Origin of the sequence: Bordetella genomosp. 5, from assembly GCF_002261315.1 — a bacterium.
Classification (GTDB): domain Bacteria; phylum Pseudomonadota; class Gammaproteobacteria; order Burkholderiales; family Burkholderiaceae_B; genus Bordetella.
In genome coordinates, this window is sequence record NZ_NEVP01000001.1 from 531,203 (window position 1) to 552,643 (window position 21,441).

Genomic DNA, 21,441 nt, shown 5'->3' on the forward strand with positions numbered 1-21,441 from the left:
GCCTGCCGCACCGCGCTGGTGCGGCAGGCCTACGCTTATCCACGCCGGCGTTTGCGGCGGCGCGCTGCCGTGTCGGCCCCGCACCGGGGAAGCGATCCTCGCATCGCTGCGAATTCCCCGTATTTACCCTGAAGTCCGCGCGATGTGCCGCGAAATGGCACGGATATTGCATGGAGTGGATTGTGTACTAACGCTGTGCACAGCTTTTCGGTCGCTCGCGGGCGATCTGTGCCTGGTGTTGGACCCCATCCCATCGCGCCTTGCCTAGGCAAGACTTCGGAGAACCAAAAATGCAGACACGGAGTATTCGCATCAAGACCCTGGCCGCCGCCCTGGCCTTCACGGCCGCCGGCGCCGCGCTGACCCTGCCCGGCATGGCCCGCGCGGAATCGGTATTGCGCATCGGCATGACCGCCGGCGATATCCCGCGCACGCTCGGGCAGCCCGACCAGGGCTTCGAGGGCAATCGCTTTACCGGCATTCCGATGTACGACGGCCTGACGCAATGGGATTTGTCCAAGCAGGATGCGCCCAGCGTGCTGATCCCCGCGCTGGCGCTCTCCTGGGAAGTGGACGCGGCGGACAAGACCAAGTGGGTATTCAAACTGCGCCCCGGCGTGACGTTCCATGACGGCTCGCCCTTCAACGCCGACGCCGTCGTCTGGAACGTGGGCAAGGTGCTCGACAAGAGCGCGCCGCAGTTCGATGCGAGCCAGGTCGGCGTGACGGCGTCGCGCATGCCGACGCTGGTCTCCGCGCGGAAGATCGACGATCTGACGGTCGAGCTCAAGACCTCGGAACCGGATTCGTTTTTGCCCATCAACCTGACCAATCTGTACATGGCCTCGCCCGCGCATTGGCAGAAGAAGCTGGCCGAGGTGCCGGCGGGTGTCACCGATGCCGCCGAGCGCTCGCAGAAGGCCTGGGCCGCGTTTGCGGCCGATGCGTCGGGCACCGGTCCTTTCAAGATGTCCAAGTTCACGCCGCGCGAGCGGCTGGAAATGGTCAAGAACGACAAGTACTGGGACGAGAAGCGGCGCCCGAAGATCGATCGCGTGGTGCTGCTGCCGCTGCCCGAGGCGAACGCGCGTACGGCCGCGCTCATCTCCGGTCAGGTCGACTGGATCGAGGCGCCCGCGCCGGACGCGTTCGACGCCATCAAGTCGCGCGGCTTCGTCATCTACTCCAACGAGCAGCCCCATGTGTGGCCGTGGCAGCTGTCGTTCAAGGAAGGCTCGCCCTGGCTCGACAAGCGCGTGCGTCACGCCGCCAACCTGTGCGTGAACCGTGGCGAGCTCAAGCAGCTGCTGGGCGGCATGATGGCCGAACCCAAGGGCACGGTGCCGCCGGGCCATCCGTGGTGGGGCAATCCCACTTTCGACATCAAGTACGACCCTGACACGGCGCGCAAGCTCATGACCGAGGCGGGCTATTCCAAGGCCAAGCCCATCAAGGTGAAGATCCAGACCTCCGCGTCCGGCTCGGGCCAGATGCAGCCGCTGCCGATGAACGAGTTCGTGCAGCAGAACCTGAAAGACTGCTTCTTCGATGTGAGCTTCGACGTCGTGGAGTGGAACACCCTCTTCACCAACTGGCGCAAGGGCGCCAAGGATCCCTCGGCCAACGGCAGCGATGCGATCAACGTGAGCTACGCCGCGATGGATCCGTTCTTCGCGATGGTGCGCTTCGTGAGCACCAAGACCTTCCCGCCGGTTTCCAACAACTGGGGCTACTTCGGCAATGCCGAGATCGATGCGCTGATCACCACCGCGCGCACCACGTTCACGCCCGCGGAGCGTGATGCCGCGCTGGCGAAGCTGCATGCGCGCGTCGTGGAAGAGGCGCCGTTCGTGTGGATCGCGCACGACGTCGGTCCGCGTGCGATCTCGCCCAAGGTGAAGGGCGTGGTGCAGCCCAAGAGCTGGTTCATCGACATCGCCACGATGTCGGTGCAGTAAGCGGTCAACCCGCCTGCCGCGCGCGCCGCGGCCGGCGACAACCTGGGTGATGCTCCATGCTCGGTTTCGTAATCCGGCGCGTCGTCTATGCCCTGCCCATCATGGTCGGGGTGGCGTTGCTCTGTTTCCTGCTCATCCATCTGGCGCCTGGCGACCCGCTGGTGTCCATCCTGCCGCCGGACGCGTCGGCCGATCTGCAGCGCCAGCTCATGACGCTGTACGGCTTCGATCGGCCGCTGCCCGAGCAGTTTTTCGCCTGGGTTTGGCGCGCGCTGCAAGGCGATCTGGGCGTGTCGATCGCCACCGGGCGGCCCGTCGCGACCGAGGTGTTCAATGCCGTCGGCAACACGTTGCGGCTCGCCTGTGTGGCGACCCTGCTGGGCTTTCTGGTGGGCGGCTTTCTTGGCTTTGTCGGCGGCTACTTCCGCAACTCGCTGATGGACCGCATCGCGTCGGTGGTGTCGGTGATCGGCGTGAGCGTGCCGCACTACTGGCTCGGCATGGTGCTGGTGATCGTGTTCTCGACGCAGCTCATGTGGCTGCCGCCCACGGGCGCGGGGCCCGGCGCCTCGGGCGACTGGACCGCCGACTGGGCGCACCTGCGGCACATGATCCTGCCGGCCGTGACGATGTCGGTGATTCCGATGGGCATCATCGCGCGCACGGTGCGCGCGCTCGTGGCCGAGACGCTGTCGCAGGAGTTCGTCGTGGGCCTGCGCGCGCGCGGGCTGTCCGACCTCGGCGTGTTCCTGCATGTCGTGAAAAACTGCGCGCCCACGGCGCTCGCCGTGATGGGGCTGCAGCTGGGCTATCTGCTGGGCGGCTCGATCCTGATCGAGACCGTCTTCTCCTGGCCGGGCACGGGCTTTCTGCTGAACGCCGCGATCTTCCAGCGCGATCTGCCGCTGCTGCAGGGCACGATCCTGGTGCTGGCGCTGTTCTTCGTCGTGCTCAACCTGCTGGTCGACATCCTGCAAGGATTGTTCGACCCGCGTATCGAACGGAGCTGAGGCCATGACGCCGACCACCGTTACGCTCCCCGCCGCTTCGGCCGCCACGCCGGTCGTGCGCTCGCCGGGCTATTGGTCCAACGTGTTGCGGCGGCTGCGCCGTGATCCGGTCGCGCTCGGCGCGGGCGCCGTGATCCTGCTGCTGATCATCGTTGCCGTGCTGGCGCCGTGGATCACGCCGGCCGATCCGTTCCAGGCGTCGATGCTGCGGCGCCTGCGGCCCATCGGCACCGAGGGCTACCCGCTGGGCGCCGACGAGCTGGGCCGCGACATGTTGTCGCGCCTGATGCTGGGCGCGCGCCTGTCGCTGTTCATGGGCATCATCCCGGTGATCCTGGCGTTCGCGATCGGCAGCGCCATCGGCATCCTGGCGGGCTACGCCGGCGGGCTCACCAACACCATCATCATGCGTGTGGTGGACGTGTTCTACGCGTTCCCTTCCGTGCTGCTGGCGATCGCGCTGTCAGGCACGCTCGGCGCGGGCATCTTCAATGCCATCGTCTCGCTCACCATCGTGTTCATTCCGCAGATCGTGCGCGTGGCCGAGAGCGTGACGACGCAGGTGCGGCGCAGCGACTACGTCGACGCGGCCCGGGCCTCGGGCGCGGGTCCGGTCACCATCGTGCGCGCGCATGTGCTCTCCAACGTGCTGGGCCCGATCTTCGTCTACGCCACGAGCCTGATTTCGGTATCGATGATCCTGGCATCGGGCCTGTCGTTCCTGGGCCTGGGCGTGCGGCCGCCGGAGCCCGAATGGGGCCTCATGCTCAACACCCTGCGCACCGCGATCTATACCCAGCCCTGGGTGGCGGCGCTGCCGGGCGTGATGATCTTCGTGACCTCGATGTCGTTCAACCTCTTGTCCGACGGTCTGCGCAACGCCATGGAGGTGAAGGAATGAATGCCGTCGCGATGCCTGTTCATGCCGACCTGGGTGGCCCGGCCCAGCCTTTGTTGCGCGCGCAAGGACTCGTCAAACACTTCCCGCTCAAGCGCGATCCGCTGTCGCGGCGCCAGGGCGGCAACGCCGTGCGTGCGGTCGACGGCGTGGACTTCGAAATCCGCAAGGGCGAGACGCTCGGCGTGGTGGGCGAGTCCGGCTGCGGCAAGTCGACCACCGCGCGCCTGGTGATGCAGCTCATTCTGCAGGACCAGGGCGAGCTGGTGTTCGACGGCGTGGGCGTGGGCACGCGGGCCCTGAGCCTGCGCGAGTTCCGGCGCCAGACGCAGATGGTGTTTCAGGACAGCTATTCGTCGCTCAATCCGCGCATGACCATCGAGGACTCCGTGGCCTTCGGTCCGCTGGTGCACGGAACCTCGCGGCGCGACGCGATGACCGGCGCCCGCGACCTGCTGGCGCGGGTGGGCCTGGACCCGGCGCGCTTCGCCGGCCGCTATCCGCACGAGCTCTCGGGCGGCCAGCGTCAGCGCGTGAACATCGCGCGCGCGCTGGCGCTGCGCCCACGTCTGGTGATACTCGACGAGGCCGTCTCCGCGCTGGACAAATCGGTCGAGGCCCAGGTGCTCAACCTGCTGCTCGACCTGAAGGCCGACTTCGGCCTGACCTATATGTTCATCAGCCACGACCTGAACGTGGTGCGCTACATCTCGGATCGCGTGATGGTGATGTATCTCGGCGAGGTGGTCGAGCTCGGTCCGGTGGAGCAGGTGTTCGACGCGCCGCGCCATCCGTACACCCAGGCGCTGCTGCGCTCCATGCCCTCGCTCGATCCGGGCCAGCGCACCGAGGTGGCGCCGCTGTCGGGCGATCCGCCGAATCCGATCGACCCGCCCTCGGGTTGCCGTTTTCACACGCGCTGTGCCCAGGCCCGTGCCGTCTGTGCGAAACAGGCGCCCGTGGTCACGCAGACGGACGGACACGCGGTGCGCTGCCTGATCCATCAACCCGGCTCCGGCTACGCGGCATCGGAGGCCCTCGCATGAGCAGCACTCCCGAATCCCTGGTCCACATCCGCAATCTGGACGTGCGGTTCACGGCCGGCTCGCGGACGGTGCACGCGCTCAACGGCGTGGACCTGCAGGTCGGGCGCGGTGAAGCCGTCGCGCTGATCGGCGAGTCGGGCTCCGGCAAGAGCGTGACGCTGCGCGCGCTGATGCGGCTGCATCCGCCGCGCCGCACGCGCATGCAGGGCGAGATCCGTGTCGAAGGCCGCGACGTGCTGGCGATGGGCCAGCGTGAGCTCGCGGCCCTGCGCGGGCCCATCGTGTCCATGATCTTCCAGGAACCTCTGCTCGCGCTCGATCCGGTGTATCCGGTGGGACGGCAGATCGAGGAGATGGTCCGCCGCCATACCGGCGCGAGCGCGGCCGAGGCACGCGCACGCGCGCTGGCGCTGTTCGAACGGGTGCGGATACCCAGCCCGGCGCGCCGCCTGCAGGCCTATCCGCACGAGATGTCGGGCGGCATGCGCCAGCGCGCCATGATCGCGCTGGCGCTGTCGTGCAATCCCAAGGTCCTGCTGGCCGACGAGCCCACCACCGCGCTCGACGCCACCGTGCAGATCCAGATCCTGTTGCTGCTGCGCGAGCTGCAGCGCGAGATGGGGCTGGCCATCGTGTTCGTGACGCACGATATCGGCGCGGCCGCCGAGATCGCGGATCGCGTCGCCGTCATGTATGGCGGCCGCATCGTCGAGCAGGGCTCGCTGGCCCAGCTTCTGCGGGCGCCGCGTCATCCGTACACGATCGCCTTGCTCAAGGGCCGCGCGCACGGCGCGATGCGCAAGGGCGAGCGGCTCGAGACGATACCGGGCTCGCCGCCCGACCTCGCCGCCCTGCCCCCGGGCTGCGCGTTCGCGCCGCGCTGCGCGCTGGCCGAGCCGGCCTGCACGGCCGCCGTGCCCGGCATCGTGGCGGTCGGCCCGGGCCACGAGGCGCGCTGCCGGCGCGTCGATCAGACCGAGCCCCTGCGGGAGATGGCGTGATGAGAGTGCTCGTCGTGAACGTCAATACCACCGCGGCGATGACCGAGGCGATCGCGCGGCAGGCGCGCGCGGTGGCCGCGCCCGGCACCGAGATCGTCGGCCTCACGCCGAGCTTCGGCGCGCCCTCGGTCGAAGGCAACTTCGAAAGCTATCTCGCCGCGCTGGCCGTGATGGAATGCGTGCGCGCCTATCCCGAACCGTACGACGCGGTGATCCAGGCCGGCTTCGGCGAGCACGGGCGCGAGGGCCTGCAGGAGCTGTTGACGGTGCCGGTGGTCGATATCACCGACGCCGCCGCCAGCATGGCGATGTTGCTGGGCCGCAGCTATTCGGTGATCACGACGCTGGATCGCGCGGTGCCCCTGATCGAAGACCGCCTGAAACTGTCCGGACTCTACGACCGCTGTGCCTCGGTGCGCGCCAGCGGCCTGGCGGTACTCGATCTCGAGAGTGCGCCGCGGCTCGCCAGCGAGGCCATCGTCGCGCAGGCGCGCATCGCGGTCGAGACCGACCGCGCCGAGGTGTTGTGCCTGGGATGCGGTGGCATGGCAGGCCTGGATGCCGAGGTGCGTGCCGCCACCGGCGTGCCGGTCGTCGACGGCGTGAGCGCCGCGGTGGCGCTCGCCGAGTCGCTGGTCCGCCTGGGCCTGAAAACCTCTAAGATCCGCACGTACGCGCCGCCGCTGTCCAAGACGCTGCTGCGCTGGCCGCCGACCTGAACGCCACCCGCTCATGCCCCATCACCCGCTTCCGAATGGCCTCCTTCCGCCCGCCGGCTACCCGCGCGATCTGATCGGGTACGGCCGCAATCCGCCGCAGGCGTGCTGGCCCGGCCAGGCGCGGGTGGCGGTGCAGTTCGTGCTCAACTACGAAGAGGGCGGCGAAAACAGCGTGCTGCATGGCGACGCGGGCTCGGAGCAGTTTCTGTCGGAGATGTTCAATCCCGCCAGCTACGCCGCGCGCCACATGAGCATGGAGAGCATCTACGAATACGGATCGCGCGTGGGCGTGTGGCGCATCCTGCGCGAGTTCGAGCGGCGCGGCCTGCCGCTGACCGTCTTCGGCGTGGGCATGGCGCTCGCCCGCCACCCGCAGCTTGCCGCGGCGCTGGTGGAACAGGGCCACGAGGTGGCCTGCCACGGCTGGCGCTGGATCTCCTATCAGGAGGTCGATGAAGACACCGAACGTACGCACATGCGGCAGGCGATCGAGGCCATCACCGCCCTCACCGGCACACGGCCGCTGGGCTGGTACACGGGCCGCGACAGCCCGCGCACGCGGCGTCTGGTGGCCGACGAGGGCGGCTTCGCGTACGACAGCGACTATTACGGTGATGACCTGCCGTTCTGGATGCCGGTGACCCGCAGCGACGGCGGCACGGCGCAGCAGTTGATCGTGCCGTACACGCTCGATTGCAACGACATGCGCTTCGCGCTGCCGCAGGGCTATTCGCACGCCGATCCGTTTTTCCAGTATCTGAAGGACAGCTTCGATACCTTGTACGAGGAAGGCGCCGAGACGCCCCGCATGATGAGCATCGGCATGCACTGCCGGCTGCTAGGACGGCCGGGCCGCATCACCGCGCTCAAGCGCTTTCTGGACCATCTCGCGGCGCACGATCGGGTGTGGATCTGCCGCCGCATCGATATCGCGCGGCACTGGCGTGCCGCGCACCCGGCGCCGGGGAGCCCCGCGCCCGGCGGCTAGCGCCCGCCGGATACTTCGATGAACGAGCCCGTGGTGTAGCCCGCCTCGTCCGAAAAGAACCACATCACCGCGCCGGCCACTTCTTCGGGCGTGCCGCCGCGCTGCAGCGGGATCGAGTCCTTGAGCCGGTCGACCCGCCCGGGCTCGCCGCCCAGCGCGTGCATTTCGGTATAGATGAAGCCCGGCCGCACGGCATTGACGCGGATCTGATCGGCGGCCACCTCGCGCGACAGGCCGATGGTGAAGGTGTCGAGCGCGCCTTTGGAGGCCGCGTAATCCACGTATTCGCCGGCGGAGCCCAGCCGCGCGGCGGCCGAGGACACGTTGACGATCACGCCGCCCTGCCCGCCGTGACGCGGCGCCATCAGACGGATCGCTTCGCGTGCGCACACCAGCGGTCCGGTCACGTTGGTCGCCAGGATGCGATTCACGCGCGCGGCGTCCATGTCTTCGACACGCATCTGGCGTTCGAGCACGCCGGCATTGTTGATGAGGCCGTCGAGCCGGCCCCATTCCTGTTGCACCCGCGCGAACAGCGCGATGACCTGCGCGTCGTCGGCCACGTCGGCCTGCACGACCATCGCGGTCCCGCCGTCGGCGCGGATCGCATCGGCCACCGCCTGCGCCGGCGCTTCGCGTTCGCGATAGTTGATGCACACGGCATAGCCGCGCCGCGCGGCCAGGCGCGCGCAGGCCGCGCCGATGCCCCGGCTCGCGCCGGTGATGATCATGACGGGTTGCTCGAGAGGCATGACAGGAAACTCCGGGGAATGAGAGCCCAAGCGTACCAAGCTCAGGCGCGGGCGGGGCGCCGGGCCCAGTCCAGCGCGTCTTCGAGACGATCGTTGCCCCAGAACATTTCGCCGTCGACGAGAAAGGTCGGCGCGCCGAAGATCCCGTGCTGGCGCGCCTGCTCGACCTGCCGCCGCAGCGCTTCCTTGGTGTGTTCGGTCTTGGCCTCGGCGATGAGCGTATCGGCATCGAGCGAGAGCCCGAGCAGGATATCGCGCACCACCCCCTCATCCTGGATCTCGCGGTCGGCGCTGAAGTTGGCCTCGAACACGGCGCGGCAGAATGCCGGGCCCCAGGCTTGATCCTGGCCGAGCAGCGCCACGCGCGACGGCAGCACGCCCATGCGCGGGAACACCGAGGGGCGCACGTAGGTCAGGCCGTATTTATCGGCCAGGCGCGCGACGTCGCGCATCATGTAGGCGCCCTTGCCCGGGAACAGGCGAAACGGCGAGTCGTTCCAGCCCTGCGCCTGGAAAATCGGGCCCAGCAGAAAGGGCCGCAGCGCGACCTCGACGCCGGCCTGCTGCGCCAGGGGCGCGAGGCGGGCGATGGCGAGATAGCTGTAGGGGCTGGCAAAGTCGAACCACATCTCGATGCGGGACGGGGCGGAGGCAGACGCGTTCAAGAGCACACTCCCAACGGGTGAGGTCCGCGCAGTGGGCGGGCCGGCCGCCCAAGCATACGGTCGGCCGCCCGCGGTTTCAACCGCAAGGCAGCGCGCGATGGTGCGGCGCGGGGCGAGCCAGTACCATTACGCTTTCTCACTCCGCGCAAGACCGCCATGGACGACGCCTTCAGCCACCAGCTTTCGATGACCATCCTGATGACGCCCGACATGGCGAACTTTTCGGGCAATGTGCACGGCGGCACGATTCTCAAATACCTCGACCAGGTGGCATACGCCTGTGCCAGCCGCTACGCGGGCCAGTACGTGGTCACGCTGTCGGTGGATCAGGTGGTGTTCCGCGAGCCCATCCACGTGGGGGAGCTGGTCACGTTCCTGGCCTCGGTGAACTACACCGGCCGTACCTCGATGGAGATCGGCATCAAGGTGGTCACCGAAGACATCCGGCGCAAGCTCGTGCGCCACACCAACAGCTGCTATTTCACGATGGTGGCGGTGGGCGACGATGGCCAGCCCACGCCGGTGCCGCAGCTCGAGCTGCGCACGCTCGAAGAGCGTCAGCGCTTCGAGGCGGCCAAGCAGCGCCGCGCGCTACGCCAGGAAATGGAAAACCGCCACGACGCCATCAAGAAGCAGGCGCACGTTGCGCCGGGGGCGTCGAGCTGATCTCGGCGGGGGCCGGCGGATCGCCGGCCGCGGGCGGCACGCCGCCGCCCGAGCGCGCCTGGCGGCCGAACAGGCGCTCCAGGCCACGCCACTGCTGGGCCCAGAAACCACGGCCGTAGTCGTGGCCGCCGTTCTCGGGCAGCTGATCGTGGATGCCGGTGGGGCCATACTGGCCGTTGAAGCGCGCGGTCCGGCCCAGGATGTCCCAGATCGGAAACAGCGGCGCGAAGTTGTAGCCGCCCACCGGGCCCGGCGACGACGCATCGTAGGCGATCGAATGATGCTCACGATGAAAGCGCGGCCCCGTCAGGATGCGCGAACCCCAGCGGCCGAAGCCCACGCGCAGGTTGGCGTGCGACAGGCTCTCGACCAGCTGGGTGATGGCCACGATGGCCACGAACTGCGCGGGCGGCACGCCCACCAGCTGCGACACCACCACGATGAGCGCGTCGCGCAGCATGTCGTCGAGCAGATGATTGCGGTTGTCGCTCCACATCGTCATCTGGCGCTGGCTGTGATGCAGCGAGTGCAGCGCCCAGAGCCAGGCGTAGCGATGCTGGGCGCGGTGATACAGATAATCGACCAGATCGAAGAGCAGCAGGTAGAGCAGCAGGCTCACCCACGGGCCGTCGGTCACGCCGGGCCACACCTGATCGAGCTGGAACGTGGCCAGGCCCCACAGATGGAACTGGCCGAACATCGCGTCGAAGAGCGGGTCCACCGCAAAGAACAGCGCCACGCGAAACAGCCCCAGGCGATGCACCAGCGTGTACAGCACGTCGACCCACACCTGCTGGCGGTCGCGCACCGCTTCGACCGGCCGCAGGCGCTGCAGCGGACCGAAGACGAGCACCAGCACCGCCACCTGGATCAGGCCCACCAGCAACCACATCGTGGCGTCGTAGGCATCTTCGATGAAGTTAGACATGCCGAGATGGAACAGCGCCGGCTGCACGACCGTCTCGAACAGCCATTGCTGACAGGTGGAGAAAAGCTGGGCCAGGTGATCCATGGTGCGATGACTCAGGGGTGCTTGGCGTACCACGCCGCGTAGGCGGGATGGTCGGCCAGGGTGGCGAAGCAGAAGCCTTTTTTCTGCAGGCCGGTGATCAGGGGTTCGAGTACGGCGGGCGCCCAGGGATCCTTGCGCGACCAGATGCCCAGGTGCGCGAGCAGGATGTCGCCCGGCTGGATGCGGCGCAGCGCCTGGTCCAGCAGCCTGGCGTTGGGGAATTTGTCGCTGGGCAGCTCGTCACCGAGGAAGCCGGCGTCGGCCCAGCCCACGTGGGCGTAACCGCAGGCGCGCGCCGCCGCCAGCAGCGCGGGCGAGGTCTTGCCGCCGGGGGCGCGGTAGATCGGCAGCATGCGCGCGCCGGTCATGGCCGTGAAGCGCGCGGTGGAGCGCTTGATCTCGTCGCAATACTGCGCGGCGGTGAAGGTGCGATTCTGGTCGGCCTGCGGGCCGGCGCTGGCCCGCACGCGGAACTGGCCATCGGGCAGGTCGCCGCGCCAGTACACATGATCGTAGGTGTGCGAGCCGAAGGCATGGCCTTCGGCCACGCGTGCCTTCCACCAGGGCGCCCAATGGTCGTCCAGGCTGCCACCGTCGGTCAGGGTGCGCTCGTTGGCCAGGAAGAACGTGGCGTGCACGCCGTGGCGTTTGAGTACGTCGGCCACGAGATCGGCCACGCCCATGTGGCCGGTATCGAACGTGAGGTACACCGGCTTGTCGCAGGCGGGCGCGGCCCGCGCCGGCGCGAGCGCGGCGGTGCCCACGGCCAGCGCCAGCGCCGCCGCGATCAGGCGGGCGGACTCAGTGCGTGGCCGCATGGTTGAGGGTCCAGACACCGTGCGGCGATTTGCCCACCTTGACCTGCTGGCTTACGGTCTTTTTCTCGAGGTCGACCACGGTCAGCTTGCCGGCCCAGCGCGAGGTGACGAGCAGGGTCTTGCCGTCGGCCAGGATGTCCATGCAGTCGGGGCCGCCCGGCACCGGGAAGGTGTCGACCGTTTCGAGCGTCTTCATGTCGATGCGGCTGATGCTGTTGGCGGTGCGGTTGCTCACGAAGATGTGGCGGCCGTCGCCCTGGATGCGGAACGCGTGCGCGCCGGCCGCGGTCTTGATGCGCTTGATCAGCTTGGCCGGCTTGACCGTGATGTCGTAGGCCTCGACGTAGCTGTCGCCGGTGAGGGCGACCAGCAGCGTCTTGTCGTCGGGCGTCACGTAGACGTCGGCGGGCGTCTTGCCGACCGGCATGGTCCAGAGCGGCGCCTGCGTGGCCAGATCGATGGCGATCACCTGATCGCTGTCCTGCAGCGATACGTAGGTGACGCGGCTCTTGCTGTCGATCGCGATGTGGCTGGGCGTCTTGCCCGCCGGCACGCGCTTGACCAGCTTCAGGTCGAAGGTCTTGCCTTGCGGCTGATAGGCGTAGATGTCGATGTGGTCGAGCCGGTTGGCGGCCGTGATGAACCACTTCATGTCGGGCGAGAAGCGCAGCTGGTACGGATCGACGATGCCGGTCAGCGTGCGCTGCACGTCGCCGGTGCGCGGATCGAGCAGCGTGATCGTGTCGGAGGTGGCATTGGCCACCATCAGCGATTGCTCGTCGGGCGTGAGGTACAGGTGGTGCGGTTCCTTGCCGGTGGGCACGCGCTTGATCTCGGTGTAGGTGGCCGGGTCGATGATGCTGACGTTGGCGTTCAACGAGTTCAGGACGAAGATCGGAGCCGCGGCTCCCGGAGCGGCGGCTGCCGGAGCGGCGGCTGCCGGGGCGGCGACGGTCGCCGCGCCCAGGACCATCCCCGCGCCAAGCACGGCGCAACGGATCAGATGCAGGGGATTCAAGATGAGCAATACCGTAAAGGTGTAGTCGACGCGCCCGCCCGAAAGGCGGGGCGGCCTGTGCGCGGCATGCCGGCGCGGCGATGCTCGCGGCGCTATTTTGTCATAGCGCGCGGCGTAAAAGTGCGCCGCTCAGGGCGGTGTCAGCAAACCCCGTCTCCTGTTGCCGTTCAGCAACAAATTTCCGCCCTAAGTTGTTGTTGTTACACCGTTTTTTGAGGCTGGAGAAGCTGCCCAGGAAGCGCCCGGCGGCGCCGGTTCAGGCCGCCTCGGCCAGCCCCCGTTGGAACAGGAACGCGTCGCTGTAGAGATGGTCGCCGCTGGCACCGTGGGCGAGGAACGCGGCCTTGGCATCCGCGATCATGTGGGGCGAGCCGCAGAGGTAGATCGCATGCTCCGACAGATCGGGGATGTCCTGCAGCACGGCATCCTGCACATAGCCCCGGCGGCCGGTCCAGCCGGCGTCGCCGCGCGAGAGCACCGGCACGAAGCTGAAGTCGTCCAGGCGCTGCGCCCACTGCGCGATCTCGTCCTGCAGATAGAGGTCGGCCTCGGTGCGCCCGCCCCAGTAGAGGGTGACGGGCGGACACTCGCCGGTGTCGAACATCGATTCGAGGATGGCGCGGATCGGCGCCAGGCCGGTACCGGTGGCCACCATCACGAGCGGCCGATAGTCGCGTTCGTGATAGCAGAAGCCGCCCAGCGGCGCCTCGATGCGCCAGGCATCGCCCGGACGGGTGGCGGCGAGCACGCCATCGGTGAAGAGGCCGCCCGGGATGCGGCGCACGTGCAGTTCGAGCAGGCCCGCGTCGCGGCCGCTGGCGGAGGCGAGCGAGAAGCTGCGGGTGCCGGCTTCGCCCGGCAGCAGCACATTGACGTACTGTCCGGGCAGGCAGGCCGGCAGCGCGGCCGGATCGACCTGCAGCACGATCTTCCAGACATCCGCGCTCAGGGTGCCGATGCTGTGCACCCGCGCGGCAAGCTCGCAGGGCTCGGCCAGCGCCGGACCGCTCGCCCGCTGAATCACCAGATCGGAGCAGGCCCGCGCCTGACAGGCCAGGGCGTAGCCCAGTTCGGCCTCCTCGGGCGTGAGCGCCATCGGAAACTCCTCGTACGCCACGCTGCCCGCGTCGACATGGATGCGGCAGGTGCCGCAACCGCCGAACGTGCATTCGCGCGGCAGCGCGACGCCGGCCCGGTCGGCGGCTTCGAGCAGGGATTCGTCGGGGGCGGCCGTGAAGCACGCGCGCGCGCCGTCGGGCTGGATCAGTTCGATGCGATGGTTCATGGCAGTCCCCGGCGTGATCACTTCTTGATGTCGGCGGTCACGGTGACCTTCAGACCTTGTTCGGCCAGCATGTCGGCCAGCGCCTGCAGCGCGGCCAGGCCGGCCTTCGTGTCCTGTTCGCCGTTGCCGCCCGACAGGCCGACCCCGCCCACGACCTCGTCGTCGATCACGATCGGAAAGCCGCCCACGAAGACGGCGAACTTGCCGTCGAAGCTCCACTGAATGCCGAAGGCTTCGTTGCCCGGCAGCGCCGGGCCGTTGGGCGGCGTATTGAACAGATGGGTGGAGCGCTTGTGGCCCGCGGCGGTGAACGCCTTGTTCCAGGCGATCTGCGGGCCGGTGATGCGCGCGCCGTTCATGCGTTCGAGCGCGATCGGATAGCCGCCGTCGTCGACGATGCAGATCGATTCGAGCACGCCGATTTCTTCGGACTTGGCGATGGCCGCGGCGATCATGACGCGCGCTTCTTCGAGTTCCAGGCGATAGACTTTTTTCATTGCTGCGATTCCTGTTGAGGCGGCTCAGCCGGCGCGATAGACCGTCTTGATCTGCGTGTAGAACTCCAGCCCGATGCGGCCGGATTCACGGAAGGTGGAGGTCGACGAACGCTTGAGGCCGCCGAACGGCGCGTTGATCAGATTGCCCGTGGTGGTGCGATTGATCTTCACGGTGCCCGCCTGGATGTCGCGCGCGAAACGGTGCGCATATTGCGCATTGGTGGTGGCGATCGCGGCGGCCAGACCGTACTCGGTGTCGTTGGCGCAGGCGATGGCGTCGTCGTAGCCCTGCACCTCGATCAGCGCAATGACCGGGCCGAAGATCTCTTCGCGCGCGATGCGGGCGTCACGCGCCACGTCGTCGAACACCGCCGGCGTGACGTAATAGCCGTGGGCGAAATCGCCGTCTTTCAGCTGCTCGCCGCCACACAGCAGGCGCGCCTCCTGTTTGCCGATGTCGAGGTAGCCCAGCACCGTGTCGAGCTGGCGCGCGGTGGCGAGCGGACCGAGATCGTGGCTGCCCGTCGCGCTGTTGCCGACCGTGAGCCTGGCGACGCGCGCCAGCAGCTTCTCGGTGAACGCGGCCTTCACGGGGGCGTCGACCAGCACGCGGCTGGTGCCGGTACACGCCTGCCCCGACAGCGAAAAGCCGCCCTTGATGACCAGGTCGACGGCGCGATCGAGATCCGCGTCGGCCATGACGATGAGGGGATTCTTGCCGCCCAGCTCCATCTGCGTGCGCGTGCTCATGTCGACCGCGCGGTGGATCTGCTCGCCCGCCTGGGTGGAGCCGGTGAACGACACGGCGCGCACCGCCTTGTTGCGGGTGATGGCCTCGCCCACGGCGCCGGCCGGTCCGGTGATGAAGTTCAGCACGCCCGCGGGCAGGCCCGCCTCGATCAGCGCCTCGGCCAGGCGCAGGCCGGAGAGCGGCGCGTCGGAAGAGGGCTTGAACACCACGGTGTTGCCCGTGATCAGGGCGGGGGCGATCTTGCGCGCCGGGATCGAGATCGGGAAGTTCCAGGGGGAAATCACGGTGACCACGCCCAAAGGTTCGCGCTGGGTGTAGACCACCATATCGGGATCGTCGTTGACGAAGGTTTCGCCGGCCAGCGATTGGCCCTCGGCGGCATAGAAACGCAGGGTCTGGGCCGAGCGCACGACCTCGTCGCGTGCGAGGTTGGCGGCCTTGCCCTCCTCGCGCATGAGCTCGTTGCCGATCTGGTCGGCGCGGCTCTCGAGCCAGTCGGCGGCGCGGTTCAGGATGCCGGCGCGCTTGGTGATCGAGGTGGCCTTCCAGGCGTCGAACGCGGTCTGCGCGGCGGCCACGGCGCGCTCGCCGTCTTCGGCGGCCGACATCTGGAAGTGGCCGACCACCTCGCGCGTATCGGCCGGATTGCGATTCGGCGCGGTCTTGCCCGAGGCGCAGGGCACCCAGGCGCCGCCGATGTAGTTCAGGAAAGTCTGCTGTTGCAAGTCTTGCACGCTGGCCTCACGGTGTCGGGGCCGGCGGCGCGGCGCGGATCGCACCGCGCCGCCAGCGGGTTCGTCGGGAAGCTCAGGCGGCGCGCTTGAGTTCGTCGAGCGTGATGTCGCCCTGCACGTAGTCGGTGTACAGCGCGGTCGTGTAGAGCAGACGCATCTGCGCGCCCACTTCGCAGATCTTCAGGCAGCGCTGCTGCAGCTCGGGCGTGTTGGCGTGCTCGAGGACGATCTGGTAGCCACGCTCGCCGTGGATTTCGTCGGACACGATGTGCAGATCGAAGAACTCGACCTCTTCGTCGGTGAAGCCGTATTTGTCGCGCAGCGTCGGGGTTTGCTTGCGGTAGATCGACGGCACCTGGGATTCCAGGCCGACCACCAGACCGGCGACGGCCACGATGGGGTCTTCGCGCATGGCGACCGAGTAGCACCAGCTCTGCAGGCCGCGCGTGGTGGGCGACATGTTGTCGGCGCTGGTCACGCGCTCGCGGGTGGTGCCGCAGGCTTCGGCAAATCGGATCAGCAGATCGGTGTGGCGGTCGCCGCCGATCTCTTCTTCGTACATATTGGCCAGCAGGAAGTCCTTGGCCTCGGTGTACGTGTCGGGCGTGCGGGCATAGATGTAGGCCAGGTAGTCGGCGAACGGGCCGACGTAGTGGTAGTGATTTTCTGCCCAGCGAGCCAGGTGTTCGCGGCTCAGCTGGCCGCCGGCCCACGCAATCGAGAAGGGCGACGCATTGGCGCTCTTGCCCTTGATGGCGTTTTCCAGGGCACTGCGAAATTCTTCACGGGTCATCAGTTCCGACATGATTCGCTCCTAATCGGGTCAGTCAGGGGGAAGACACCGCAAGGCGACACGGTTTCGCCTGCGGCCTGGTTGCATTAGTGGATATTGTATACTGTAAGCAGTTTGGGTCTGTCGGGATAAACCCGGAGCCGCGCGCGGCTCAGGCCCACATCAGCATCGCGAACAGGGTGGAGGCGCACAGGGCCAGCACCACCGGCAGCATCAGCGCGCGCACCATGTCCAGCACGTGCACCCGCGCGAATCCCGCCACCGCGATGAGCGACGACCAGGCGATGAGGGTGCCGCCGCCGGTCCAGACCGCGCCCATCTGCCCCACCGCCGCGAGCGTGGCGGGGTCGATCCCGGCCACCGGCCCCAGGGCGCCGGACAGGGTGCCGGTCAGCGGCAGCCCGGCGAAACCGGATCCGTCGATGCCGGTGATCATGCCGACCAGCAGCATGCCGAAGCCCACCAGCAGATGGTTGTCGGGGATCAGGTGTTGCGAGGCGCTGATCAGCTCGAACAGCAGCCCCGGCGCATGCGTGCCGGTGGGCACGCCCAGAATGGGGCCGGCCGTCTCGGCCGCGCCCACGAAGAAGAAACCCGCGATCGGCAATACCGAGCCCATGGCCTTGAAGGCGAACACGAAGCCGTCGGTCACGTGCTCGGGGCAGACGTCGAGCATGCGTCGCGGTCCTTCCGCGGCCAGCGTGGCCAGCATCATGAGCACGAACGCCACCCCGCCCACCAGCGCCGCGGCATCGCCACCGCGCAGCTCCGCCATGCCGCCCAGCGCCTTGGGCGCGGCCATCAGCACGATCACACCCATGAAGGTGAGCGGCGTCACGATGGCGAACACCGTGGACCAGCGCGCCAGATGAGCGGTGCGGTGCGGCGGCTCGGCGGGCTGACTGGTTCCGCGCGCGAGCTCGGCCTTGTCGAAGGTGCCGGCGTGCTCGAGCGGTTCGGCGGCGCCGCCCGCTGCCCGCGCCTGCCAGGCCGACAGCAGCGCCGGACTGCCGGGCACGATCTGGCGCCGCATGAAGAGGTAGGTCATCACCAGCGCGATCGCGCCGGTCACGAGCGACAGCACCAGCGCGCGGTCGGCCACCACGGCGGCGCTGACCGCGGCGCCGGCGGCCTTGGCGCTGATGCCGGGCGCGACGCCGATCACGTAGTCCGACGAGAGCGCCATGCCCTGGCCCGCGATTGCGATCGCCATGGCGCCCGCCAGCGGCGGCAGGCCGGCGGCCACGGCGGCGGGCAACAGGATGGCGCACACCAGCGGCACGGCGGGCGTGGGCCAGAAGAACAGCGACAGGCCGTAGGTACAGGCCGCGAGAATAACGAAGGAGGCGTGGCCGTTGGTCATCACGCGGCGCAGCGGCTGAACCATGCGCACGTCGGCGCGCAGCACCTTGAGCGCATTGAGCAGCGCGGTCATGAAGGTGATGACGAGGAAGATATTGAACAGCTCGCGCGCAGCGACAAAGCTGGCGTTGAAGATGCCGACCAGCCCGCTGATCGGATTCCCCGTGTAGGCCAGCACCACCAGAAACGTGCCGATCACCGAGGGGACCACCACGTTGGCGCGCAGAACCATCGTGAGGATGATGGCGGCCACGCTCGCGAGATACAGCCAGTGCGCGGCGCCGAGTACGACTTCGGATTGCATGCGACTTTCCCCTTACCTTTTAATCGGGCCGTATCGGCCGCGTTAAACGGTATACTATATTTTGTCGTTTCGACTCACCAGCGCTATCTGCCCATTTGAGGGAATACGCTAGGCCCGCGCACGGCATTTTCTTCCTCTTGCGGCCACATTTCCCAGGGTTTACCCAGGCATTGAGCAATCGGGCCTTGGCCGCCATAATTCATTGCATACCGTATACCAAATTATGTTGACGACAACCCTCCCCTGGCTGGCCGGCCAACCCCAAGTCTGGCAACTGCTGCTGATGGCAGGCGTGGTGGTGGCCGCGGCCGTGGCGCAGGGCATCGGGGGCGTGGGCTTCGCCATGCTGGCCGCGCCGGTGGCGGCGCTGTTCTTTCCGCCGCTGGCGCCGGGCCCGCTGCTTACGCTCGGCGGCTTCATCTCGCTGCTGGGCGCCATCCGTGAGCACTCGGCCATCGATTGGCGCGCGGTCGGTCACACCCTGGTCGGCCGCTGTCTCGGGACGCTATTCGCGGTCTATGCCATGTCGCACTACGCCCCGGACCTGCTCGCGGTGCTGTTCGCCCTGTCGATCCTGGCGGGCGTGGCCATCAGCGTGGCGGGGCTGCGGCTGCGCTATGCGCCGCGCAACCTGTGCGGCGCCGGGGTGGCTTCCGGGATCATGGGCACCCTGACCTCCATCGGCGCGCCGCCGCTCGCACTCATCATGCAGCACGAGACGCCGCCGCGGCTGCGCGCCACGATCGGCGTGATCCTGTTCATCGGCGCGTCGTTTTCGCTCGGCATGCTGAATCTGACCGGCCACTACGGGCTGCCGCAGTTCCTGTTGAGCCTGTGCCTGCTGCCCTGCCTGCTGCTGGGCTTCGCGCTATCGGGGCGGCTGAAATCCTGGCTCGCGCCCCGCACGGTGCGCCGCGTGCTGCTGGCGCTGTGCGCGGGTGGCGCGCTGGTGGTGCTGGGCCAGGTCGCGCTGCGTGCCTGAGGCGAGGGCCGGTTCGTCCGCGTCCGGCCTCCCGGGGTCTACAATGGATGCAGTATTCATTCTGCACATCCTGCACACCACGCGCCATGGCTCTCCCGGGTTACAGCATGCACTCCATCGATAGTGGTTCCGCCTCGTCCATGAAGATCGGTGATCAGCACACGCCGCTGTTCGCCGTTATCCGCGACCGCCTGCGCGAGCGCATCCTGAGCGGGGAGTTCACGCCCGGAGATCGCCTGATCGAAGGCCGCCTGTCCGAAGACATGGGGGTGTCGCGCATTCCGGTGCGGGAAGCCTTGCGCGCGCTGGCGGCCGAAGGCCTGGTCACGATCGAGCCGCGCCGCGGCGCCTCGGTGGCGGTGCTGTCCGACGAGATCGCCTACGACATGGTCGAAGTGCGCGCCACGCTTGAAGGGCTCAACGCCAAGCTGGCCGCCCAGCGCCGCGACGACAAAACCGTCGCCCGCCTGCAGGCCTTTCTGGCACAGGGCGCCGACGCGGTACGTGGCGATGACCTGCAGGCGTTCCTGGGCCTGAATTCGCAGTTCCACGAGATGCTGGCCACGATCGCCGGCAATGTGGTCCTGACCGATCTGATGCGTTCGCTGCGGGATCGCACGGCGCTGCTGTTCGCGCCGAGCAACATGCTGCGCGCCCGCCAGAACTGGGACGAGCATTCGCAGATTCTCGCCGCCGTGATCGCGGGCAACGGCGAGCTCGCCGCCCTGCTCGCCACGCAGCACGTGCACAACGCCGCACGCGCCTATACCGACGCGCAAAAGCACGCGCAGCCCTCGGCCGCCTGAAGCGCGGCGGCGGGTCCGCGGCGGCGTGCCTGCATGCCCGTCGGCGCCGTGCCGGGCGCTGCTCGCCGGGCACCGTATACGTCGTTGCCGCGCGTCGAATACCGCATACCGCACGCTGATCGCCGCTGGCCGGGCACCTTCCCCAGGCATTAGGGCAGCGGCCAGCCCTCGCGTTCGGCCGCGCGCCGATAGGCCAGGCCGGCCAGCGCAATATCTTCCAGCCCCACGCCCACCGACTTGTAGATCACGATGTCCTCGGGCGACTGGCGCACCGCCGCGCCCGCCAGCACCGCATCGAGCTGCACCAGCTTGTCGGCCACGCCGCAGCGCGGATCCGCGAGCACCAGATCCCCGGCTTCCGTCAGCGTCTGCTCGCGCCATTCGACCACGATGGCGCGGGCGCGCACGAGCGCGCGGTCATCGAGTTCGCGCGTGGTGGGCAGGCTCGATCCGATGGCCGCGACGAACGCGCCGGCTTTGAGCGCATCGCCCGCGAACAGTGGCGTCGTGGCGCGCGAGGCCGTGACGAGCACGTCGGCCTGCGCCGCGAGCGAGCGCGGTTCGGCCAGCGCCACCGGCACCCCGCATTGCCGTGCCAGCGTGTCCGCGAGCCCGGCCGGGGCGTGTGGATCATTGACCAGCACCTGCTCGAAGGCGAAGCGCGCGCACAGCTGCGCCACGTGTTCGCGCCCCTGCGTGCCCGCGCCGAACAGGCCAAGCACGCGCGGCGCCGCCGGCGCCAGCTTGCCGGCGGCCAGCACGGTGCACGCGGCCGTGCGGCGGCGCGTGAGGGCGGCCGCGTCGAGCGTGGCGAGCGGACGTCCATCGCGTGCCGAGAACAGCAGGATCACGAACTCGAACTGCCCGGCGATCGTGGTGTAGACCTTGGCGCCCACCACGCCCTGCCCGGGGATCACCGCGCCGAGCGTGGAGAGCTTCACGCCCGCCGCGTCGGTGCGCACCCGCCGTTGCATGGCGGCCTCGCCCTTGCCGAATGCGCCGAAGGCGTCGGCCAGCGTGGCCTGCGCGTCCTCCGGCGTCAGCACGGCCTCGATCATCGCGTCGCTGAGGTGCTTCATCGTGGCGCCGTCCGGGGCTGCCACGACACTTTGATGTCGCCGTTGACGAAGGTCTGGCAGGCCATGCGGTAGCCCTGTTCGAGGTCTTGCTCGGTCAGATGCTTGCGCTCTTTGGGTTTGACCGCGTCGGTGTGTTCGAGTCCCTGCTCGATGAGGCAGCGGCAGGTGCCGCACAGGCCGCCGCCGCACTTGAACGGGATGCCTCCCTGCTCCTTGAGCGACACGCGCAGCAGATTGCTGTTTTCAGGCGCCTGCACGACCTTGCCGCCGTTGCTGATGAAGGTGATCTCTACCATG

General features: G+C 68.3%; 22 protein-coding genes. 10 read left to right on the forward strand and 12 right to left on the reverse strand.

All coding sequences use genetic code 11. The annotated features are described in order from the left end of the window. Positions 1 to 290 precede the first annotated feature (290 nt). Genes CAL25_RS02450 through puuE form a run of 7 tightly spaced genes read left to right on the forward strand, consistent with a single transcriptional unit; the run spans position 291 to position 7,620 of the window. Entirely contained in the window at positions 291 to 1,958 is a 1,668-nt protein-coding gene (locus tag CAL25_RS02450) for an ABC transporter substrate-binding protein (protein WP_094798343.1), read from the forward strand. A 56-nt stretch (positions 1,959 to 2,014) separates the two neighbouring features. After that, entirely contained in the window at positions 2,015 to 2,968 is a 954-nt protein-coding gene (locus CAL25_RS02455; RefSeq protein WP_094798344.1) for an ABC transporter permease, read from the forward strand. Between the two features lie 4 nt (positions 2,969 to 2,972). Further along, positions 2,973 to 3,869, forward strand: a complete 897-nt coding sequence (locus CAL25_RS02460) for an ABC transporter permease (RefSeq protein WP_094798345.1) — start codon at positions 2,973 to 2,975, stop codon at positions 3,867 to 3,869. Positions 3,870 to 3,880: 11 nt separating this feature from the next. Then, positions 3,881 to 4,912 (forward strand): ABC transporter ATP-binding protein, encoded by a 1,032-nt coding sequence (locus CAL25_RS02465; protein ID WP_094798720.1) that lies wholly within the window; start codon positions 3,881 to 3,883, stop codon positions 4,910 to 4,912. Beyond that, positions 4,909 to 5,913: an ABC transporter ATP-binding protein gene (locus CAL25_RS02470; RefSeq protein ID WP_094798346.1), complete on the forward strand. Its 1,005-nt coding sequence runs from the start codon at positions 4,909 to 4,911 to the stop codon at positions 5,911 to 5,913. The genes CAL25_RS02465 and CAL25_RS02470 overlap by 4 nt, the downstream gene beginning before the upstream one ends. Then, positions 5,913 to 6,632, forward strand: a complete 720-nt coding sequence (locus CAL25_RS02475; RefSeq protein ID WP_094798347.1) for an aspartate/glutamate racemase family protein — start codon at positions 5,913 to 5,915, stop codon at positions 6,630 to 6,632. The genes CAL25_RS02470 and CAL25_RS02475 overlap by 1 nt, the downstream gene beginning before the upstream one ends. Positions 6,633 to 6,645: 13 nt before the next feature. Then, positions 6,646 to 7,620: an allantoinase PuuE gene (gene puuE / locus CAL25_RS02480; protein WP_094798348.1), complete on the forward strand. Its 975-nt coding sequence runs from the start codon at positions 6,646 to 6,648 to the stop codon at positions 7,618 to 7,620. Here the strand turns inward: puuE and CAL25_RS02485 are convergent. Together CAL25_RS02485 and CAL25_RS02490 are read right to left on the reverse strand one after the other, a co-directional pair. Continuing rightward, positions 7,617 to 8,372: an SDR family oxidoreductase gene (locus tag CAL25_RS02485; protein ID WP_094798349.1), complete on the reverse strand. Its 756-nt coding sequence runs from the start codon at positions 8,370 to 8,372 to the stop codon at positions 7,617 to 7,619. The two genes, puuE and CAL25_RS02485, sit on opposite strands and share 4 nt — an antisense overlap. A 41-nt stretch (positions 8,373 to 8,413) precedes the next feature. After that, a complete protein-coding gene (locus CAL25_RS02490; protein ID WP_170948362.1) occupies positions 8,414 to 9,037 on the reverse strand; it encodes a 2-hydroxychromene-2-carboxylate isomerase in 624 nt (207 codons plus the stop codon). Positions 9,038 to 9,193: 156 nt separating this feature from the next. Here CAL25_RS02490 and CAL25_RS02495 point away from each other — a divergent pair, with 156 nt between their 5' ends. Continuing rightward, entirely contained in the window at positions 9,194 to 9,703 is a 510-nt protein-coding gene (locus CAL25_RS02495) for an acyl-CoA thioesterase (protein ID WP_094798351.1), read from the forward strand. Here CAL25_RS02495 and CAL25_RS02500 read toward each other — a convergent pair. From CAL25_RS02500 to CAL25_RS02535, 8 genes are all read right to left on the reverse strand, one after another. Next, complete coding sequence (locus tag CAL25_RS02500) at positions 9,663 to 10,715, reverse strand: sterol desaturase family protein (RefSeq protein ID WP_094798352.1); 1,053 nt, start codon at positions 10,713 to 10,715, stop codon at positions 9,663 to 9,665. The genes CAL25_RS02495 and CAL25_RS02500 overlap by 41 nt on opposite strands. Positions 10,716 to 10,726: 11 nt before the next feature. Further along, positions 10,727 to 11,533 (reverse strand): polysaccharide deacetylase family protein, encoded by an 807-nt coding sequence (locus CAL25_RS02505; protein ID WP_094798353.1) that lies wholly within the window; start codon positions 11,531 to 11,533, stop codon positions 10,727 to 10,729. After that, positions 11,517 to 12,551 carry a beta-propeller fold lactonase family protein gene (locus tag CAL25_RS02510; RefSeq protein WP_094798354.1) on the reverse strand — a complete coding sequence of 345 codons (1,035 nt, stop codon included), beginning with the start codon at positions 12,549 to 12,551 and terminating at the stop codon, positions 11,517 to 11,519. The genes CAL25_RS02505 and CAL25_RS02510 overlap by 17 nt, the downstream gene beginning before the upstream one ends. A gap of 256 nt (positions 12,552 to 12,807) precedes the next feature. Then, on the reverse strand, positions 12,808 to 13,836 hold the full coding sequence (locus CAL25_RS02515) for a 2Fe-2S iron-sulfur cluster-binding protein (RefSeq protein WP_094798355.1): 1,029 nt from the start codon (positions 13,834 to 13,836) through the stop codon (positions 12,808 to 12,810). A gap of 17 nt (positions 13,837 to 13,853) precedes the next feature. Further along, positions 13,854 to 14,333: a GlcG/HbpS family heme-binding protein gene (locus CAL25_RS02520; protein ID WP_094798356.1), complete on the reverse strand. Its 480-nt coding sequence runs from the start codon at positions 14,331 to 14,333 to the stop codon at positions 13,854 to 13,856. 24 nt (positions 14,334 to 14,357) lie between these two features. Beyond that, complete coding sequence (locus CAL25_RS02525; protein WP_094798357.1) at positions 14,358 to 15,818, reverse strand: aldehyde dehydrogenase family protein; 1,461 nt, start codon at positions 15,816 to 15,818, stop codon at positions 14,358 to 14,360. A gap of 73 nt (positions 15,819 to 15,891) precedes the next feature. After that, positions 15,892 to 16,623 (reverse strand): TenA family transcriptional regulator, encoded by a 732-nt coding sequence (locus CAL25_RS02530; RefSeq protein ID WP_094798358.1) that lies wholly within the window; start codon positions 16,621 to 16,623, stop codon positions 15,892 to 15,894. 139 nt (positions 16,624 to 16,762) lie between these two features. Beyond that, complete coding sequence (locus CAL25_RS02535) at positions 16,763 to 18,277, reverse strand: hypothetical protein (RefSeq protein WP_094798359.1); 1,515 nt, start codon at positions 18,275 to 18,277, stop codon at positions 16,763 to 16,765. A gap of 223 nt (positions 18,278 to 18,500) precedes the next feature. On the opposite strand from CAL25_RS02535, the gene CAL25_RS02540 reads away from it, so the two are divergent. Together CAL25_RS02540 and CAL25_RS02545 are read left to right on the forward strand one after the other, a co-directional pair. Beyond that, a complete protein-coding gene (locus CAL25_RS02540) occupies positions 18,501 to 19,259 on the forward strand; it encodes a sulfite exporter TauE/SafE family protein (protein WP_432759216.1) in 759 nt (252 codons plus the stop codon). An 86-nt stretch (positions 19,260 to 19,345) separates the two neighbouring features. Further along, on the forward strand, positions 19,346 to 20,065 hold the full coding sequence (locus tag CAL25_RS02545) for a GntR family transcriptional regulator (protein ID WP_094798361.1): 720 nt from the start codon (positions 19,346 to 19,348) through the stop codon (positions 20,063 to 20,065). Between the two features lie 149 nt (positions 20,066 to 20,214). Here the strand turns inward: CAL25_RS02545 and CAL25_RS02550 are convergent, their stop codons facing one another. Beyond that, the gene (locus CAL25_RS02550) at positions 20,215 to 21,144 is read right to left on the reverse strand and encodes an ornithine cyclodeaminase family protein (RefSeq protein ID WP_094798362.1); all 930 of its coding nucleotides are present in this window, start codon (positions 21,142 to 21,144) and stop codon (positions 20,215 to 20,217) included. After that, positions 21,141 to 21,440 carry a 2Fe-2S iron-sulfur cluster-binding protein gene (locus CAL25_RS02555; protein WP_094798363.1) on the reverse strand — a complete coding sequence of 100 codons (300 nt, stop codon included), beginning with the start codon at positions 21,438 to 21,440 and terminating at the stop codon, positions 21,141 to 21,143. The genes CAL25_RS02550 and CAL25_RS02555 overlap by 4 nt, the downstream gene beginning before the upstream one ends. Between the last annotated feature and the right edge of the window lies 1 nt (position 21,441).

Bases quoted from the DNA above. Each gene is read 5' to 3' on its own strand.
- CAL25_RS02515 (WP_094798355.1), bottom strand. From the start codon at position 13,836: ATGAACCATCGCATCGAACTGATCCAGCCCGACGGCGCGCGCGCGTGC.
- puuE (WP_094798348.1), top strand. From the start codon at position 6,646: ATGCCCCATCACCCGCTTCCGAATGGCCTCCTTCCGCCCGCCGGCTAC.
- CAL25_RS02460 (WP_094798345.1), top strand. From the start codon at position 2,973: ATGACGCCGACCACCGTTACGCTCCCCGCCGCTTCGGCCGCCACGCCG.
- CAL25_RS02500 (WP_094798352.1), bottom strand. From the start codon at position 10,715: ATGGATCACCTGGCCCAGCTTTTCTCCACCTGTCAGCAATGGCTGTTC.
- CAL25_RS02485 (WP_094798349.1), bottom strand. From the start codon at position 8,372: ATGCCTCTCGAGCAACCCGTCATGATCATCACCGGCGCGAGCCGGGGC.
- CAL25_RS02535 (WP_094798359.1), bottom strand. From the start codon at position 18,277: ATGCAATCCGAAGTCGTACTCGGCGCCGCGCACTGGCTGTATCTCGCG.
- CAL25_RS02555 (WP_094798363.1), bottom strand. From the start codon at position 21,440: ATGGTAGAGATCACCTTCATCAGCAACGGCGGCAAGGTCGTGCAGGCG.
- CAL25_RS02495 (WP_094798351.1), top strand. From the start codon at position 9,194: ATGGACGACGCCTTCAGCCACCAGCTTTCGATGACCATCCTGATGACG.
- CAL25_RS02470 (WP_094798346.1), top strand. From the start codon at position 4,909: ATGAGCAGCACTCCCGAATCCCTGGTCCACATCCGCAATCTGGACGTG.
- CAL25_RS02505 (WP_094798353.1), bottom strand. From the start codon at position 11,533: ATGCGGCCACGCACTGAGTCCGCCCGCCTGATCGCGGCGGCGCTGGCG.
- CAL25_RS02455 (WP_094798344.1), top strand. From the start codon at position 2,015: ATGCTCGGTTTCGTAATCCGGCGCGTCGTCTATGCCCTGCCCATCATG.
- CAL25_RS02530 (WP_094798358.1), bottom strand. From the start codon at position 16,623: ATGTCGGAACTGATGACCCGTGAAGAATTTCGCAGTGCCCTGGAAAAC.
- CAL25_RS02520 (WP_094798356.1), bottom strand. From the start codon at position 14,333: ATGAAAAAAGTCTATCGCCTGGAACTCGAAGAAGCGCGCGTCATGATC.
- CAL25_RS02450 (WP_094798343.1), top strand. From the start codon at position 291: ATGCAGACACGGAGTATTCGCATCAAGACCCTGGCCGCCGCCCTGGCC.
- CAL25_RS02540 (WP_432759216.1), top strand. From the start codon at position 18,501: ATGTTGACGACAACCCTCCCCTGGCTGGCCGGCCAACCCCAAGTCTGG.
- CAL25_RS02545 (WP_094798361.1), top strand. From the start codon at position 19,346: ATGGCTCTCCCGGGTTACAGCATGCACTCCATCGATAGTGGTTCCGCC.
- CAL25_RS02550 (WP_094798362.1), bottom strand. From the start codon at position 21,144: ATGAAGCACCTCAGCGACGCGATGATCGAGGCCGTGCTGACGCCGGAG.
- CAL25_RS02465 (WP_094798720.1), top strand. From the start codon at position 3,881: ATGCCTGTTCATGCCGACCTGGGTGGCCCGGCCCAGCCTTTGTTGCGC.
- CAL25_RS02475 (WP_094798347.1), top strand. From the start codon at position 5,913: ATGAGAGTGCTCGTCGTGAACGTCAATACCACCGCGGCGATGACCGAG.